Below are 17,234 nucleotides of genomic sequence, written 5' to 3' on the forward strand. Positions count from 1 at the left end.
GATCGACGCGACCACTTCTCCGGATTACGGAACAGGCCCTAGACCTCCCGCGGTTCGGCGTCCAGGGTCGCGCCGCGCAGGCCGGTGAGCGTGAGGGCGAGGGCGAGGGCCAGGGCGGCGCTGGCCGCGCCGTACACGACGATCGCGGTGCCGGGCGCCAGGTAGCGGCCGAGCGCGCCCGCGCCGAGCGCGCCGACGGCCTCGCCGCCGGTCTCCTGGGCGGCCCACAGCGCGTTCACCCGGCCGAGGTAGCCGTCGGGGGTGTGCGCCTGGATGAGGCCGTAGCGGAGGATCTCCTCGATGGACGCGACCAGGCCGTACCCGAAGAGGATCGCGACGGCGAGCGCGGGATGGGTCGCCAGCCCGAGGCAGGCGAGGAGCGCGAAGCCGCAGACCGACGCGACGAGCAGCGCCCTGCCCGGCGCGCGCGACCGCCCGGCCCAGCCGCTGGTGACCGAGCCGAGCACCGCGCCGCAGGCGGGCGCGGCGTAGAGCAGGCCGATCGTGGCCGGGCCGCCGCCCAGCTGCAGGGTCGCGAACGCGGGCATGAGCACCGGGATGCCGCCCGCCACCATGAACAGCAGGCCGAGCAGCATGAGCGAGCCGACCACGCGGTGCGAGGCCACGAACCGCAGCCCCGAGGCGATCGCCCTCAGCGGGTTCTCCGTGACCTCGGCGACCGGTTTCAGGGCGGGCAACCTCGTCAGCAGGCCGAGGGTGGCCAGCGTTCCCGCGGCCGCGGCCGCGTAGTTCCAGCCGACGCCGAACGCCGACACGGTCAGGCCGCCGAGCGCGGGGGAGAGCATCGAGCCGAGCCGTACGGTCAGCGCGTTGAGCGCGCCCGCCGCGACCAGCTTGTCCGGGGGGACCAGGGCGGGGGTCGCGGCCAGCAGCGCGGTGACGCTCACGCCGGTCGCCAGCCCGTCCCAGGCGGCGAGCACGTAGATCGCCGCCAGCGAGGGGGAGGGCAGGAAGGCGTTCAGCGTTAGCAGCGCGAAGCCGATGCCGGCCGCGGTGCGCGCGACCAGCATCAACCGGCGCCGGTCGTGCCGGTCGGCCAGCACGCCGCCCCACAGGAAGCCCGCGAGCAGCGCGAAGCCCTCGGCCGAGGAGACCGCGCCGACGTGCACGGTCGAGCCGGTCATCGCGTAGACCTGCACGGGCACCGCGACCATCAGCATGCCGATGCCGAAAACCGACACGGTGCGCGCCACGAACACGTCGCGGAAGGCTCTGCTGGTCCGGAGCGGGCTGATGTCCATGGCCAGACGGCGCAGCATCTTCGGGGTTCTCCTCGACGGGCAGAGTGGATAAGGTGAGGCTTACCTTAGTTGACCTTAGGGAAAGAGGACAGACCAGTGCAACGGGTCCTTATGAACGGAAAAATCCACCGTGCCACCGTGACCCAGGCGGATTTGCACTACGTGGGTTCCCTGACGATCGACGCCGAGCTGATGGCCGCCGCCGACATCGTCGAGGGCGAGCAGGTCCATGTCGTCGACATCGACAACGGCGCCCGCCTGGTCACCTACGCCATCACCGGCGAGGCGGGCAGCGGGGTCATCGGCGTCAACGGCGCGGCGGCCCACCTGGTCCACCCCGGGCACCTGGTCATCGTCATCTCGTACGGGAACTTCGACGACGCGGAGGTGCGGGCGCACCGGCCCAGGGTCGTCCACGTGGACGGCGCCAACCGCATCGTCGCGCTCGGAACCGACCCGGCCGAGCCGGTCGCGGGCGCGGTGGCCCAGATCGCGGGGCGGTGACCCGTGGAAGGATTCACCCCCTGGCCGGAGGAGTTCGCGGCGCGCTACCTGGCCGAGGGCTACTGGAGCGACCGGTTGCTCGGCGACGTGCTGCGCGGTGGCGACCCCGAACGGACCGCGCTCGTGGCCGGGAAGGAACGGCTGACCTACGCCGAGCTGGACCGCCGCGCCGAACGCGCCGCGGCCGGTTTCGCGCGGCTGGGCGTCCGGCGCGGTGACCGTGTCGTGGTGCAGCTGCCCAACACCGCCTCCTTCGTCGTCGTCTTCCTCGCCCTGGTCAGGATCGGCGCCGCCCCGGTGCTCGCCCTGCCCGCGCACCGCAGCAGCGAGATCGGCTACCTGTGCGAGCTGAGCGAGGCCAGGGCGTACGTCATCCCCGACGTGCACGGCGGGTTCGACTACCGCGAGCTGGCCCGCTCGCTGGCCGTGGAGCACGTCGTGGTGGACGGGGACGCCCAGGAGTTCACCGCCCTGGCCGACCTCGATCGAGGCCTCGATCCAGGCCTCGATCCCGGTTCCGATCCCGCGCTCGACTCCGGTCACGGGGCCGGCGCAGGCCCCGTGTCGTACGAGCGGCCCGATCCGGCCGACGTGGGGGTGTTCCTGCTCTCCGGCGGCACCACCGGGCTGCCGAAGCTGATCCCGCGCACCCACCGCGACTACGTCTACAACCTGGAGGCCAGCGCCGAGGTCTGCGGCTTCACCCGCGAGACGGTCTACCTCGTGGTGCTCCCGGTCGCGCACAACTTCGCGCTCGCCTGCCCGGGTGTGCTGGGAGTCTTCGCCAAGGGAGGCACCGTCGTCCTGGCACCCTCGGGGTCACCCGACGAGGCGTTCCCGCTCATCGAGCGGGAGCGGGCGACGGTGTGCGCGGTGGTGCCCCCCATCGCGCTGCTCTGGCTGGAGGAGGCGCCCTGGTCGAGCGAGGACCTGTCGTCGCTCCGGCTGCTGCAGGTGGGCGGGGCCAAGTTCGCCGCCGAGCGGGCCGCGCAGGTCCCCGGCGTGCTGGGCTGCGCGGTGCAGCAGGTGCTGGGCATGGCCGAGGGGCTGCTCAACTACACCCGGCTGGACGACCCCCGCGAGCTGGTCGACACCACGCAGGGCAGGCCGCTGTCCCCGGCCGACGAGATCCTCGTGGTCGACTCCGACGGCGCCGAGGTCGCCCCCGGCGAGGTCGGCGAGCTGCTCACCCGCGGCCCGTACACCCTGCGCGGTTACTACCGCGCGCCGGAGCACAACGCGCGGTCCTTCACCCCCGACGGCTTCTACCGGACCGGAGACCTGGTGCGGGTGCTCCCCTCCGGCCACCTCGTCGTGGAGGGCCGCGATAAGGACCAGATCAACCGGGGCGGTGACAAGATCTCCGCCGAGGAGCTGGAGAACCACCTGCTGGCCCACCCCGCGGTGCACGACGCCGCCGTGGTCGGCACCCCGGATCCGGTGATGGGGGAGCGGACCTGCGCCTTCCTGATCGTCCGGGACCAGGCGCCGACCCTCCGGGAGATCAAGCAGTTCCTCAAGGAGCGCGGCGTGGCGGGATACAAGTGGCCCGACCGCGTCGAGCTGGTCGAGACCTTCCCCCGCACCCCGGTCGGCAAGATCAGCAAGAAGGAGCTCGCCGCGAGCCTGCGCTGAGCCCCTTCACGCGGGAGATCCGCCCTCACGTGCGGGGAAGGCGCGTGAGGGCGGACGGCGGACAGTGGACGGTGTGCGGGAAACGCCGGGGTGGCGTTCCCTCAGGCGCGCGGGACCACGTACGGGGCGATGCTGGAGAGCTTCTCGCAGGTCTCCTCGTACTCCCGCTCGGGCGTCGAACCGGACACGATGCCGGCGCCGGCCCGCAGCCAGGCCCGGCCGTTCTCGCTGTAGACGGCGCGCAGCACCAGGGCGGCGTCCATCGCGCCGTCCTGGGAGACGGCCAGGACGGCTCCGGCGTACAGGCCCCTGGGCTCCTCCAGCCTGGCGATCGCGTCGATCGCCCCCGTCTTGGGGATGCCGGAGGCGGTCACGCCGGGGAACAGCGCGTCGAGCGCGTCCCAGCCGGTGCGGCCGAGGGGCAGCTCGCCGCTGACACTCGATCCCAGGTGCTGCACGCTGCCGCGCTCCTTCACCGTCATGAAACCGGTGACCCGGACCGTGCCGGGCGCGCACACCCGGTACAGCTCGTCCTGCGAGGCGCGTACGGACACCGCGTGCTCGAAGATCTCCTTGGGGTCGTTCTCCAGCTCGCGGCGGGTCTCCGAGTCCACGTCCTCGCCCCGGCCGAAGGCCCGCGTGCCGGCCAGCGGCTGGGTCATCACCGTGCCGTGCCCGTCGACGCTCACCAGCACCTCGGGACTGAACCCGGCGGACTGGAAGCCGTCCAGGTCGAGGAGGAAGGAGCGGGCCGGGGTGTTGGCGGCGCGGCCGCACGCGTACGTCGCGACGACGTCGACGGGGAACGGGATCGGCAGCCGCCGGGAGACGATGACCTTCTCGTAGAGCCCGGCGTCGATCTCGGAGATCGCCTGGGCGACCCGCGACCGGTACACGTCGCCGCCGGGGCGCACGTCGACCGGGGACGGCGCCGGTGCCGGTGGCCTGGGCACACCGCCCCGGCCGGACAGCAGCTCGGCGACCCGCTCCGCCTCGTCGGGGTCCACGCTCACCACCAGCGCGCGTCCCGCCTCGATGCGCACCTCGGTGCGCGGCACGACCAGGTGGGCGAGCCTGCCCGCCGGGGTGAGCGCGGCGAACTCGAACGCGATCCAGCCGTAGGCGTTCCAGACCGGCCACGGGGCGGCCCGCAACGCCGCCTCCAGCGCCGCGGCCGGACGGCCGGACCACGGCTCGTCCACCGAGTCCGCCGAGTTCACCGAGTCGAGCGAGCCGAGCGAGACGAGCGACTCCAGCGGGTCCATCGAGGTCGCGGAGGTCAGGGAGGGCCCGTCCAGCCAGCGGCTGCGCACGACCCCGGGTTCGAGGATCACCTCGCCCGCCACCCCGCCCGCGAAAGTCCACAGGCCCGGTCGCTCGTACACGGTGTAGTCGTCGAACAGTCCGGACCCGGCCAGGCGGGTGACCAGACGCAACGGGTCGGTCGCGCTCTCGACCACTATTTCCGCGCGTTTCTCGTCCGTGCGGACACCAAAGGACAACGAACCCACCCCTCTGCGAAACCGGGCAACACCGATCAATTTAGGTAAGGCTAACCTTGTGTCGATTTAAGAGGCAAGGCTAACCTAAGTGTTAATACGGGACAGCGTGCCCGACCCGGCCCCGAAGGAAGAGTTGAGCGTGCGGGAACAGCAGCAGGACGTTGCACGGCGGCGCGAACTGATGCGGCGGATGATGGCCGAAGCGGGGCTCGGCCTCGACAAGGACCGCATCACTCCACGCCGCTCCGGTGGCCCCGCCCCGCTGTCCTACGCGCAGCAGAGCATGTGGCTGCACCACCGGACGTTCCCCTCCAGCCCCGCCTACAACGTGTGCCTGCTGGTACGCATGTCGGGCGCGCTCGACACCGACGCGCTCCGTGAGGCGCTGCGCGCCCTCCTGCGCAGGCACGCGGTGCTGCGCACCGTCTACGACGAGAACGACGAGGGGACGCCGTTCCAGCACGTCGTCGCCGACGACTCCCTCGACCTGCCGGTGCGCGACCACGCAGAGGCCGACGCCGAGGCGCACGCCGCGCGGCTCGCGGCGCTCCCCTTCGACCTGCGCGCCGACCGGCCGATCCGGCTGGAGCTGCTCCGGTTCGGCGGCGACAGGTACGGTCTGGTCCTGGTGGTGCACCACATCGCCTGGGACGGCATGACCTGGGGATCGCTGTCACGCGACCTGTCGGCCCTGTACCGCGCCGCCGTCTCCGGTGAGCCGCACGGCCTGCCCACGCTGACCGTGCACTATCCCGACTTCGCCGTCTGGGAGCAGGACCGCCCGCACTCGGCGGAGGAGATGGACTACTGGCGGCGGCGCCTCGACCCGCCGCCCGCGCCCCTCGACCTGCCCGCCGACCGCCCGCGCGGCGCCACCGCGTCCGAGCGGGGCGGGCGCAGGGCACGCCGCTTCGACGACGCCGTCACCGCCGGGATGCGGGAGCTGGCCGTCAGGGAGAACCTCACCCCGTACATGGTGATGCTCGCCGCGCACGCGGTACTGCTGCACCGCTACACCGGCGCGACCGACGTCGCGATCGGCTCGGCCGTGATGAACCGCGAGCACACCGAGATCGAGCGGCTGGCCGGGAACTTCGGCAACACCCTCGTGCTGCGCACCGACCTGTCCGGCGCGCCCACCTTCCGCGAGGTCCTGCACCGGGTCCGCGACACCTGCACCGAGGGGTTCGCGAACCGGACGCTGCCCTACGACACGATCGTGCAGGAGCTGCGGCCCGCCCGCAGGCGCGGCGGCTCGCCGTTCTTCGACACCATGTTGCTGTTCCTCGCCCAGGAGATCGGCGAGCTGGACCTGCCCGGCGTCACCACGAGCTGGACGCACATCCACAACGGCACCACCCATTTCGACCTGTCGCTGGAGGCCTTCGTCCGGTCCGGCGGGATGACCGTCGAGGCCACCTTCCGGCGCGAGCTGTTCGACGACGAGCGCGTCGACGCCCTCCTCGCCCACCTGGAGACGCTGCTCGGCGACGCGGTGAGCCGTCCTGACCAGCGGATCGCCGACCTGGAGCTGCTCGGCGCGGCCGAGTCGGCCCTGCTCGCGGAGTGGAACGACACCTCGCGCCCCGTCCCGGACACGACGGTGACCTCCCTGTTCGAGGAGCAGGCCGCCCGCACCCCCGGCGCGGTCGCCGTCGACGGCGCCGGCGGGACCACCCTCACCTACGCCGAGCTGGACCTGCGGGCCTCGGCCCTCGCCCGGACGCTGCGCGAGCGCGGCGCGGGACCCGGCGAGGTCGTCGCGCTGGCCCTGCCCCGCACCCCCGACCTGGTGGTCGCGCTGCTGGCCGTGCTGAAGTCGGGCGCCGCCTACCTGCCGCTGGACCTGGACCACCCGGCCGACCGGCTCGCCTACATGCTCCGGGACGCGGCCCCGCTCTGCGTGATCGCGACCCCGGAGACCGCCGCCCTCCTCCCGCCGGGGACCGAGACGCTGACCCCGGGCGACGCGTCCCCCGGCACGAGCGAGCCGTCGTTTCCGGTCCGGGGCGGCGACCTGGCGTACGTCATCTACACCTCGGGCTCCACCGGCCGGCCCAAGGGCGTGGCCGTCCCGCACTCCGCGCTCACCGCCTTCCTCCTCACCATGAGGGAGCGCCTGGCCCTGGACGCCGGCGACCGGCTGGTCGCGGTGACCACGATCGCGTTCGACATCGCCGCGCTGGAGCTGTACGTGCCGCTGATCAGCGGCGCGACCGTCGTGCTGGCCGGACGCGAGACCGTGCGCGAACCGGCGGCGCTGGGCGCGCTGCTCGCCGGGGCGACCGTCGTCCAGGGCACCCCGTCGCTGCTGGGCTCGCTGGACCCGGCCGCGCTGCGCGGGCTGCGGGTGCTCGTCGGCGGGGAGGCCCTTCCGGCCGCGCTCGCCGAGACCCTGCACGCGTCGGCGGCGTCGGCCGTCAACGTGTACGGGCCGACCGAGGCGACGATCTGGGCGACCTCCGCCGAGCTGCCGTCGTCCGGGATCGGCAGGCCGTTCCCCAACACCCGCGCGTACGTCCTGGACGCCGCGCTGCGCCCCGCCCCGGTCGGCGTCCCCGGCGAGCTCTACCTCGCGGGGACGCAGCTGGCCCGCGGCTACGCGGGCAGGCCGGGCCTGACCGCGGAACGCTTCGTCGCCGACCCCTTCGGCCCGCCGGGCGAGCGCATGTACCGCACCGGCGACCTGGCCCGGTGGGGCCGCGACGGGACGCTGGAGTACCTGGGACGCACCGACGACCAGGTGAAGATCCGCGGCTTCCGCATCGAGCCCGCCGAGGTGCAGGCCGTGCTCGCCGCCCACCCCGGCGTCGCCCAGGTCGCCGTCGTGGTCCGCGAGGACACGCCGGGCGAGAAGCGGCTGGTCGCGTACGTCGTGCCGGACGGCGACCTCGACGAGGCGGACCTGCGGGCGGCGGCGGCCGGAGCGCTGCCCGAGTACATGCTTCCCGCGGCGACGGTCCTGCTCGAGGCGCTGCCGCGCACCGTCAACGGCAAGCTCGACCGGGCCGCGCTGCCCGCGCCGGAGGTTCAGGTGTCGAGCCGGGGACCGCGCGACGACCGCGAGGCGGCGCTGTGCGCGGTCTTCGCCGAGACCCTCGGCCTGGACGCGGTGGGCATCGACGACGACTTCTTCGCCCTGGGCGGCCACTCCCTGCTGGCCACCCGCCTCGCCGGGCGGGTGCGCGCCGCGCTCGACGCCGAGCTCACCATCGCCGACGTCTTCGAGGCGCCCACGGTCGCCGCGCTGGCGCCCAGGCTGGTACGGGGCACCCGGCCGAGGGTCCGCGACGTGACCCGGCCCGAACTCGTCCCCGCCTCGCCCGCCCAGCGCGGCTTCTGGTTCGAGGAACGCCTGCGCGGCCCCTCGGCCGCCGACGCGCTGCCGCTCGGCCTGCGGCTGCACGGACCGGTCGACGTCGACGCGCTGCGCGCCGCGTTCGGCGACGTCGTCGCCCGGCACGAGGCGCTGCGCACCCTGCTGGAGGAGGGCCCCGACGGGCTGCCGGTCCAGCGCGTCCTCGACACCGGCGAGGCGGCCTTCGACGTGGTGGACGCGCGCGGCTGGTCCGAGGAGCGGCTGCGCGCGGCCGAGACCAGGGCCGCCTCGCACGTCTTCGACCTCGGGACCGACCTGCCCGTCCGGGCGACCCTGCTGCGGGTCTCCGCCGAGGAGTCCGTGCTCGTCGTGCTCCAGCACCACGCCGCCGCCGACGAGTGGTCGTTCACCCCGCTGCTCGCCGACCTGTCACGCGCCTACACCGCCCGCACCACGGGCACCGCGCCGGACTGGGCGCCGCTGCCCGTGCAGTACGCCGACTACGCCGTCTGGCGGAGCGAGTCCCCGGCCCCCGCCGGCCAGCTCGACTTCTGGGAGCGGACGCTGCGCGGGCTGCCCGAGGAGAGCGCGCCGCCGGCCGACCGGCCCCGTCCCGCCGAGGCGAGCCACCGGGGCGGGCTGGCGCCGTTCCGGCTGCCGCTGGCCGGGGCGCGACGGCTCGCCCTGGAGACCGGCACCAGCGTCTTCATGGTCCTGCACGCAGCCGTGGCCGCGCTCCTGCACCGGGCCGGCGCCGGCGACGACGTGGCGCTCGGCTCGCCCATCGCGGGCAGGCCCGACGAGGACCTCGCGGACCTGGTCGGCGTGTTCGTCAACCTCGTCGTGCTGCGCACCGACCTGACCGGCGACCCCACCTTCACCGAGCTCCTGGAACGGGTCCGCCACACCGACCTGGCCGCGTTCTCCAACGCGGACGTACCGTTCGAGCAGGTCGTGGAGCGCCTCGCCCCGGAGCGCTCGCTCGCCCGCAGCCCGCTGTTCCAGGTGATGATCGTCCACCAGCGGCTGGAGGACGTGCGGCTGCGGCTGCCCGGCGTGCGCGCCGAGCCGTTCCTGCCCGAGACCGGCGGCGTCAAGTTCGACCTGGACATCTACTTCGCCGAGGGCGAGGAGCTGATCGAGGGCTTCGTCGCCTACGCCACGGACCTCTTCGACGCCGAGACCGTCACCGGCATGCTCGCCGAGCTCGGCGCGCTGCTCGACCAGGTCACCGAGGACCCGGCGCGGCGCCTGTCGTCGCTCGGCACCCCGCTCCAGGGGCTCGCGCGGCCCGACACCGCCCGCGAGTTCGCCCCGCTCACCGTCGCCCAGCGGATCGAGGCGCAGGTGGCGCGCACCCCGCACGCCACGGCCGTCGTCACCGGCGGCGTCTCCGGCGGCGCGGCGACCCTCAGCTACGCCGAGCTGGACGAGCGCGCCGAGGCCCTCGCCGACCGGCTCGCCGCGGCGGGGGCGGGCCCCGAGGAGATCGTCGCGATCGCGCTGCCCCGCTCGGCCGAGTTCGTCGTGGCCCTGCTCGCCGTGCTCAAGACCGGCGCGGCCTACCTGCCGATCGACACGACCTACCCGCGCTCCAGGATCGACCTGATGCTCGACACCGCCAGGCCGCTGCTGGTCCTCGGCGCCGACGAGCCGCCGCGGGACGCCCCGCCCCGTGCCGGGGTCGAGGTCCGCCCCGACCACCCCGCGTACGTGATCTTCACCTCGGGGTCCACCGGGACTCCCAAGGCCGTCGTCGGCACCCAGCGGGCGCTGGCCAACCGGCTCGCCTGGGGCGCGGACCTCGCCCCCACCGGCGTGCGGGTCGCCAAGAGCTCACCGGCCTTCATCGACGGCAGCACCGAGCTGCTCGGCGGCCTCGTCGCCGGTGACACCGTCGTCGTCGCGGACGACGACACCGCCACCGACGCGCTCGCCCTGGCCGAGCTGATCCGCCGCCACGACGTGAACCTGGTGACGGTCGTGCCGAGCCTGCTGGCCGCGCTCATGGAGACGGAGGAAGCGGGGGAGGCCGCGCGGGCCGGGGGGGCCGGGAAACCGGGGGAACGCGGGAAGCTCGGTTCGGTCACCACGTGGGTGAGCAGCGGCGAGGCCCTGCCCGCGGCCCTGGCCGCGCGGGTCCCCGCCCGGCTGGTCAACCTGTACGGCTGCTCGGAGGCGGCCGGCGACAGCCTGATCGCCGAGGGCGCCGGCGGGCTCGTCCCGATCGCCAACACCGCGGCGTACGTCCTGGACGCCGGGCTCCGCGAGGTCCCGGTCGGCGAGCTCTACCTCGCCGGGGACGGCCTGGCGCGCGGGTACCTCGGCGACCCGGCCCGCACCGCCGAACGGTTCGTGGCCAGCCCCTTCGGCCCGCCGGGGTCGCGGCTCTACCGCACCGGCGACCGGGTGCGCCGCCGCCGCGACGGCTCGCTGGAGTTCCTGGGCCGGGCCGACGACCAGGTCAAGATCCGAGGCTTCCGCATCGAGCCGGGAGAGGTCGAGGCGGTGCTCGCCGCGCGGCCGGGCGTGCGCCAGGCGGCCGTGGCGGCCCGCTCGGGACCGCGCCTCGTCGGCTACGTCGTGGGCGAGCCGGGTCTCGACCTCGACGCGCTGCGGGCCGGGCTCGGCGAGATCCTGCCCGGCTATCTCGTCCCCTCCGTGCTCGTCGGCCTCGACGAGCTGCCGCGCACCCCCAACGGCAAGCTCGACCGGCGCGCGCTGCCCGAGCCCGCCGCCCGCGAGGGCCGGGCGCCGCGGACCGGCGCCGAGTGCGCCATCGCCGGGCTCGTCGCCGAGACCCTCGGGCGGGACGGCGTCAACGCCGACGACGACTTCTTCCGCACCGGCGGCGACAGCATCAGCGCGGCCCTGCTGGTGGGACGCGCCCGCCGCGCGGGCCTCCCCTTCACCGTCCGCGACGTCTTCCGGCTGCGTACCGTCGAGGCCCTGGCCAGGGTCGCGGCCCCGTCCGGTGCGACCCCGCCCGGTGAGGGCGAGGCCCTTTCCGACGCGGTCCCGTCCGGTTCCGGTGCGGTCCCGTCCGGCGAGGTCGTGGCGGGCGGGCCGGTGGAGGGGCGGGCCGAGCTGCCGCTGTCGCCGCTGCAGGAAGGCCTGCTGTTCCACCTGATGCTCGCCGGTGAGGACCGCGACATCTACGTCCAGCAGGCCGTGGTGACCCTGGCCGGGCCCGTCGACCCCGACCGGCTGGCCGGGGCCGCGCGCGAGGTGCTGCTGAAGTTCCCCAACCTGCGGGCCGGGTTCCGCACCGACGGCGGCCGTACCGTGCAGTTCGTCCCCGAGCACTTCGAGGTCGACTGGACCTACGCCGAGACCGGTGACCCGCACGCGCTGGAGGCGTTCGTCGAGGCCCAGCGCGCACGGCCGTTCGTCCCCGACGAGCCGCCGCTGATCCGCTTCGCGCTGGCCAGGGTGGGCGAGGACGACTTCCGGCTGGTGCTCACCTCCGAGCTGATCCTGCTGGACGGCTGGTCGGGCGGCCTGCTGGTCACCTCGCTGCTGGAGTTCTACACCGACTCCGCCGCCGAGTGGGCCCGGCCCGCCGTCCCCTTCCACGCCTATCTCGACTGGGTGAACGGCCAGGACCGGCAGGCCACGATCAAGACGTGGGGCCGCAGCCTGGAGGGGCTCGACGAGCCGACCCTGCTGCGGCCGGAGCTGGCCGACCGCCCCGCCGACCTCGCCACCGCGGGGGAGATCCACCGCGCGCTGCCCGAGGACCTCGCCACCCGGCTCGGCGCCCTCGCCCGCGAGTCGGGCCTCACTCTCGGCACCCTGTACGAGAGCGCCTGGGGACTGCTCCTGGCCGGTCTCACCGGCCGCGACGACGTGGTCTTCGGCGTCTCGGTGTCCGGCCGGCACCCCGACGTCGACGGCGTCGAGTCCGTCGTCGGCCTGCTGTTCAACACCGTTCCCGTCCGGGTGCGCGCCTCGGCGGCCGACCCGCTGCGCACCGTTCTGGAGCGGGTGCAGACGTTCCAGTCCGAGCTGTTCGACCACTCCTACGTCGCGCTCGCCGACGTGCAGCGGGTGACGGGACTGGGCACCCTGTTCGACACCCTCTTCGTGTTCCAGAACTTCCCCGGCATGCCCACCGGGCGCGGCTTCGGCCCCGGCGGCGACGTGCGGGTGACCGGCCGCCAGGTCCGCGACGCCACCCACTACCCGGTCACCATGGTCGTCGAGCCCGGCGCGGGCCTGCGCGTCATGTACCGGGGTGACGCCTTCACCGAGGCCGAGGCCGAACGTCTCACCGACCGGTACGTGCACGTCCTGGAGACCCTCGCCACCGCGCCCGACACCCCCTGCCACCGGCTCGACCTGCTCCTGCCCGACGAGCACGACGGGCTGCGCCGCGACTGGGCCGAGGCCGAGCGGTTCGTCCCCGACCTCACCATCGCCGAGCTGCTCGCCGAGCAGGCCGCCCGCGCCCCGGACGAGCTCGCCCTGGTCTCCCAGCCCGACACGCGGCTCACCTACGCCGAGCTGGACGCGGCGGCCAACCGCCTGGCCCGGCTGCTGAAGGCGCACGGCGCGGGACCCGAACGGGTGGTCGCCCTCGCGCTGCCCCGATCCGCCGAGATGGTCGTCGCGCTGTTCGCGGTGCTCAAGACGGGCGCCGCCTACCTTCCCCTGGAGCTGGACTACCCGGCCGACCGGCTCGACTTCATGCTGGCCGACGCCGCCCCCGCCTGCCTGGTCTCGCACCGCGACATCGCCGCCGGGCTGGCGAACCCGGGCGCCTCGATCCTGCTCGACGACCCCGCCGTGCGGGAGACGCTGGCGGGCCTGCCCGGCACCGGGCTGACGGCCGAGGAACTGCCGGGCTTCGGCAGGGACGTGCCCGGACGGCTGGAGCACCCGGCGTACGTGATCTACACCTCCGGGTCGACCGGGCGGCCCAAGGGCGTGGTCACCCCCTACCGGGGCCTGACCAACATGCAGTTCAACCACCGGGCCAACATCTTCGACCCGGTGGTGGCGTCCGCCGGGCGGCGGCTGCGGATCGCGCACACCGTGTCGTTCTCCTTCGACATGTCGTGGGAGGAGCTGCTCTGGCTCATCGAGGGCCACGAGGTGCACGTCTGCGACGAGGAGCTGCGGCGCGACGCCGAGGCGCTCACCGAGTACCTGCGGCGCCACCGGATCGACGTCATCAACGTGACGCCGACCTACGCGCAGCAGCTGCTGGAGGAGGGACTGCTCGACGGCGAGCACCGCCCGCCGCTCGTGCTGCTGGGCGGCGAGGCCGTCCCGGCGGCCGTGTGGGACCGGCTCGCCGAGGCCGAGGGGGTGCTGGGCTACAACCTCTACGGCCCGACCGAGTACACCATCAACACGCTGGGCGGCGGCACCGAGGACAGCGCCACGCCCACGGTCGGCAAGCCGATCTGGAACACCCGGGGCTACGTGCTCGACGGCTGGCTGCGCCCGGTCCCGCCCGGCGCGCCGGGAGAGCTCTACATCGCCGGGGCCGGCCTGGCCCGGGGCTACCTCGACCGGCCGGGCCTGACCGCGGAACGCTTCGTCGCCGACCCGTTCGGCGGCGGCCGGATGTACCGCACCGGCGACCTCGTACGGGTGCGCCCGGACGGCAACATCGACTTCCTCGGCCGTACCGACGAGCAGGTGAAGATCCGCGGTTACCGGGTCGAGCTGGAGGAGGTCGAGACCGCGCTGGCCGCCGAGCCCGGTGTCGGGCAGGCCGCCGTCATCGCCGCCGGCACCGAGGTGCCCGGGGTGAAGCGCCTCATCGGCTACGTGGTGCCCGACGGCTCCGCGCGCCCCGACGCCGAGCGCGAGCACCTGGCCGAGTGGCGGCAGATCTACGACGCCGAGTACACCGAGATCGGCACGGCCGTCCACACCGAGGACTTCGCGGGCTGGGACAGCAGCTACGACGGCTCGCCCATCCCGCTGGAGCACATGCGCGAGTGGCGCGAGACCACCGTGGCCCGCATCGAGGCCCTCGGGCCCCGGCGGGTGCTGGAGATCGGTGTCGGCACCGGCCTGCTGCTGTCGCGGCTCGCCCCCGGCCGCGACGAGTACTGGGGCACCGACTTCGCGGCCCCCGTCATCGCCAAGCTCGCCGCCGACCTCGGCCCCGACTCGCCGGTGCGCCTGAGCTGCCAGGCCGCGCACGACACCACCGGCCTGCCCGCCGGCCACTTCGACACGATCGTCGTCAACTCGGTGGTCCAGTACTTCCCGAGCGCCGGATACCTCGCCGACGTGATCGCCGCCGCGATGGACCTGCTCGCCCCCGGCGGCGCGCTGTTCGTCGGCGACGTGCGCGACCTGCGGTCGGTGCGCTGCCTGCACGCGGCGATCCAGCTCGGCAGAGGCGGGAACGGTGACGGCGACGGCACCGGCACGGCGGCGATCGACCGGGCCGTGCGGATGGAGAAGGAGCTCCTCCTCGACCCCGCGTTCTTCGCCTCCCTCGGCCTGGCCGCGCGGGTGGAGGTCCGGACCAAGCGGGGCGTCCACCACAACGAGCTCAGCAGGCACCGCTACGACGTGACCCTCTGGAAGTCGCCCGTCGCGCAGCCCGCCGAGACCCCGGTCGTGGACTGGGCGGGACCGGAGGACCTGGCGGCCCGCCTGTCCGCCCGCTCCGGGCCGCTCCGGGTGCGCGCCATCCCCGACCCCAGGCTGTCGGCCGAGCTCGCCGCGCTGCGCGCGCTGGAGGGCGGCGCCTCCCACCGGGAGGCCCGCGAGCTGCTGCGGGCACCGGCGGAGGGGATCGAGCCCGAGCTGCTGTACGCGCTCGACCCCGGCGTGGTGACCACCCCCTCGGACGAGGTCGGCCATTACGACGCCGTCTTCGGCGGAGGGGCCGCCTTCCTGCCGGCGGACCCGGACCGCAGGCCCGCGTCGTACGCGAACAACCCGGCGGCGGCCCGCGACCACGGGGCGCTCGCCGCGCGGGTGCGCGAGGGGCTCAAGAGGCGGCTGCCCGGCTACATGGTGCCGAGCGCGGTGGTCACGCTGGACGCGCTGCCGCTGACCGTCAACGGCAAGCTGGACCGGCGGGCGCTGCCCGCCCCCGACCGGCAGGGCCCGCGCGGGTCGGGCCGCGCCGCCAGGACCGCGGTGGAACACCTGCTGTGCACCCTGTTCGGCGAGGTGCTCGACGTCTCGGGCGTCGGCATCGACGACAACTTCTTCGACCTGGGCGGGCACTCGCTGCTGGCGACCCGGCTGGTCGGCAGGGTGCGCGCGGTGCTGCGCACCGAGCTCGCGATCCGCGACCTGTTCGAGGCGCCGAACGTCGCCGAGCTGGCCACCCGGCTGCACGACCGGGCCGGTGCCACGCTCAGGCCCCCGCTGGCGCCCAGGGAACGGCCCGAGCGCGTCCCGCTGTCGTACGCGCAGCGCAGGCTCTGGCTGATCGACCAGATCCTGCGCGAGGACGACGGCCCCCGCGAGGCGTACCACCTGCCGCTAGCCGTGCACCTGCGCGGCGAGCTGGACGTGGACGCGCTGCGGGCCGCGATCGGCGACGTGACGGCCAGGCACGAGAGCCTGCGCACCGTCTTCGCCGAGCACGAGGGCGTGCCCTACCAGCGGATCCTGCCGCCGGAGCAGGCGCGGCCGGTCCTGGAGATCACCACCTGCCCGCCCGAGGAGGTGATCGCGCGGCCGTTCGACCTCGCCACCGAGATCCCGCTGCGGGTCGCGCTCATCCCGGAGGGGGAGGACGAGCATCTGCTGCTCGCCGTGTTCCACCACATCGCGTTCGACGAGTGGTCCTTCGGGCCGTTCGCCGGGGACGTGGCCCGCGCCTACGCCGCGCGGCTGGACGGGACGGCACCCGAGGGCGTGCCGGGGTGGAAGCCGCCCGCCGTGCAGTACGCCGACTACACGCTCTGGCAGCGTGAACTGCTCGGCGACCCCGTCGACCCGGGCAGCCTGCACGCCCGCCAGCTCGCCTACTGGGCCAAGGCGCTGTCGGGCATGCCGGAGGAGATCCCGCTGCCGGTGGACCGGCCCAGGCCCGCCACCGTCGGCCAGCGCGGCGGGACCACGACCAGGCGGCTGCCCGCCTCGCTGGTCGGGCGGCTCCGCGAGCTGGCGCGCGGAGCCCAGGCCAGCATGTTCATGGTCTGCCAGAGCGCGGTCGCCGCGCTGCTGCACCGTACGGGCGCGGGGGAGGACATCCCGCTGGGCAGCCCCGTCGCGGGCCGTACCGACGAGGCGGCCGGTGACCTGGTCGGCTTCTTCGTCAACACGCTCGTGCTGCGCGCCGACACCTCGGGAGACCCCTCCTTCGCCGGGTTGCTCGCCCGCGTCCGTGACACCGACCTGGCCGGGCTCGCCAACCAGGACCTGCCGTTCGAGGCGCTCGTCGAGGCGCTGCGGCCCTCCCGGGTGCCCGGCAGGAACCCGCTGTTCCAGGTGATGGTCGGCTACGAGAACCAGGCCATGGGCGACGTCCGCTTCCCCGGGCTGCGGCAGCGGGAGGCGCTCTTCAGCCCGCCCGCGGCGAAGTTCGACCTCGACTTCATCTTCCGGGAGAGGGGGGAGGAGCTCCATCTCGTCGTCGACTACTCGGCCGACCTGTTCGACCCGGCCACGATCGACACGATGATCGGGGCGCTCGTCGGCGTGCTGGAGGCCGTCGCGGCCGACCCCGAGGCGCGCCTGGGCGAGCTGCCCGTCACGCTCACGGCCCGTACGGTCACCGGGGCTGGCGCCGGGACCGGTGAGGGCCGCGGCGGCGCGATCCGGCGCGACGACGACCGCGAGGCGATGCTGTGCCGGGCGTTCGCCGAGGTCCTGGAGGTGGACGCGGTCGGCCCGCACGACAATTTCTTCGACCTGGGCGGGCACTCGCTGCTCGTCATGCAGCTGGTGCGCCGCATCCGGCGGGAGCCGGGCTGCGCCGGAGTGAAGGTCGCGACGCTCATGACAGCCCAAACCGTGGCAGAACTCATGAACCGCCTGGAATGAGGCGCTTCACACAACCGTCAAAGATTGTTAGGTTAG

Annotated in this window: 5 protein-coding genes; 3 read left to right on the forward strand and 2 right to left on the reverse strand. The window is 74.3% G+C overall.

Annotated features, from left to right (window positions below):
• Positions 1-38 precede the first annotated feature (38 nt).
• Positions 39-1,280, reverse strand: coding sequence for an enterobactin transporter EntS (gene entS / locus ACVCAG_RS31690; protein ID WP_440087126.1), 1,242 nt, complete (start codon positions 1,278-1,280; stop codon positions 39-41).
• Between the two features lie 78 nt (positions 1,281-1,358).
• Between entS and panD the strand changes: the two genes are divergently transcribed.
• Entirely contained in the window at positions 1,359-1,766 is a 408-nt protein-coding gene (gene panD, locus ACVCAG_RS31695) for an aspartate 1-decarboxylase (RefSeq protein ID WP_440087125.1), read from the forward strand.
• Between the two features lie 3 nt (positions 1,767-1,769).
• Entirely contained in the window at positions 1,770-3,401 is a 1,632-nt protein-coding gene (locus ACVCAG_RS31700; RefSeq protein WP_440087124.1) for an AMP-binding protein, read from the forward strand.
• Between the two features lie 101 nt (positions 3,402-3,502).
• Here the strand turns inward: ACVCAG_RS31700 and ACVCAG_RS31705 are convergent, their stop codons facing one another.
• Positions 3,503-4,903, reverse strand: coding sequence for a salicylate synthase (locus ACVCAG_RS31705; RefSeq protein WP_447190983.1), 1,401 nt, complete (start codon positions 4,901-4,903; stop codon positions 3,503-3,505).
• A gap of 139 nt (positions 4,904-5,042) precedes the next feature.
• Here ACVCAG_RS31705 and ACVCAG_RS31710 point away from each other — a divergent pair, with 139 nt between their 5' ends.
• Entirely contained in the window at positions 5,043-17,198 is a 12,156-nt protein-coding gene (locus ACVCAG_RS31710; protein ID WP_447190984.1) for an amino acid adenylation domain-containing protein, read from the forward strand.
• Positions 17,199-17,234 lie beyond the last annotated feature (36 nt).

The organism is Streptosporangium sp. G12, assembly GCF_052983175.1.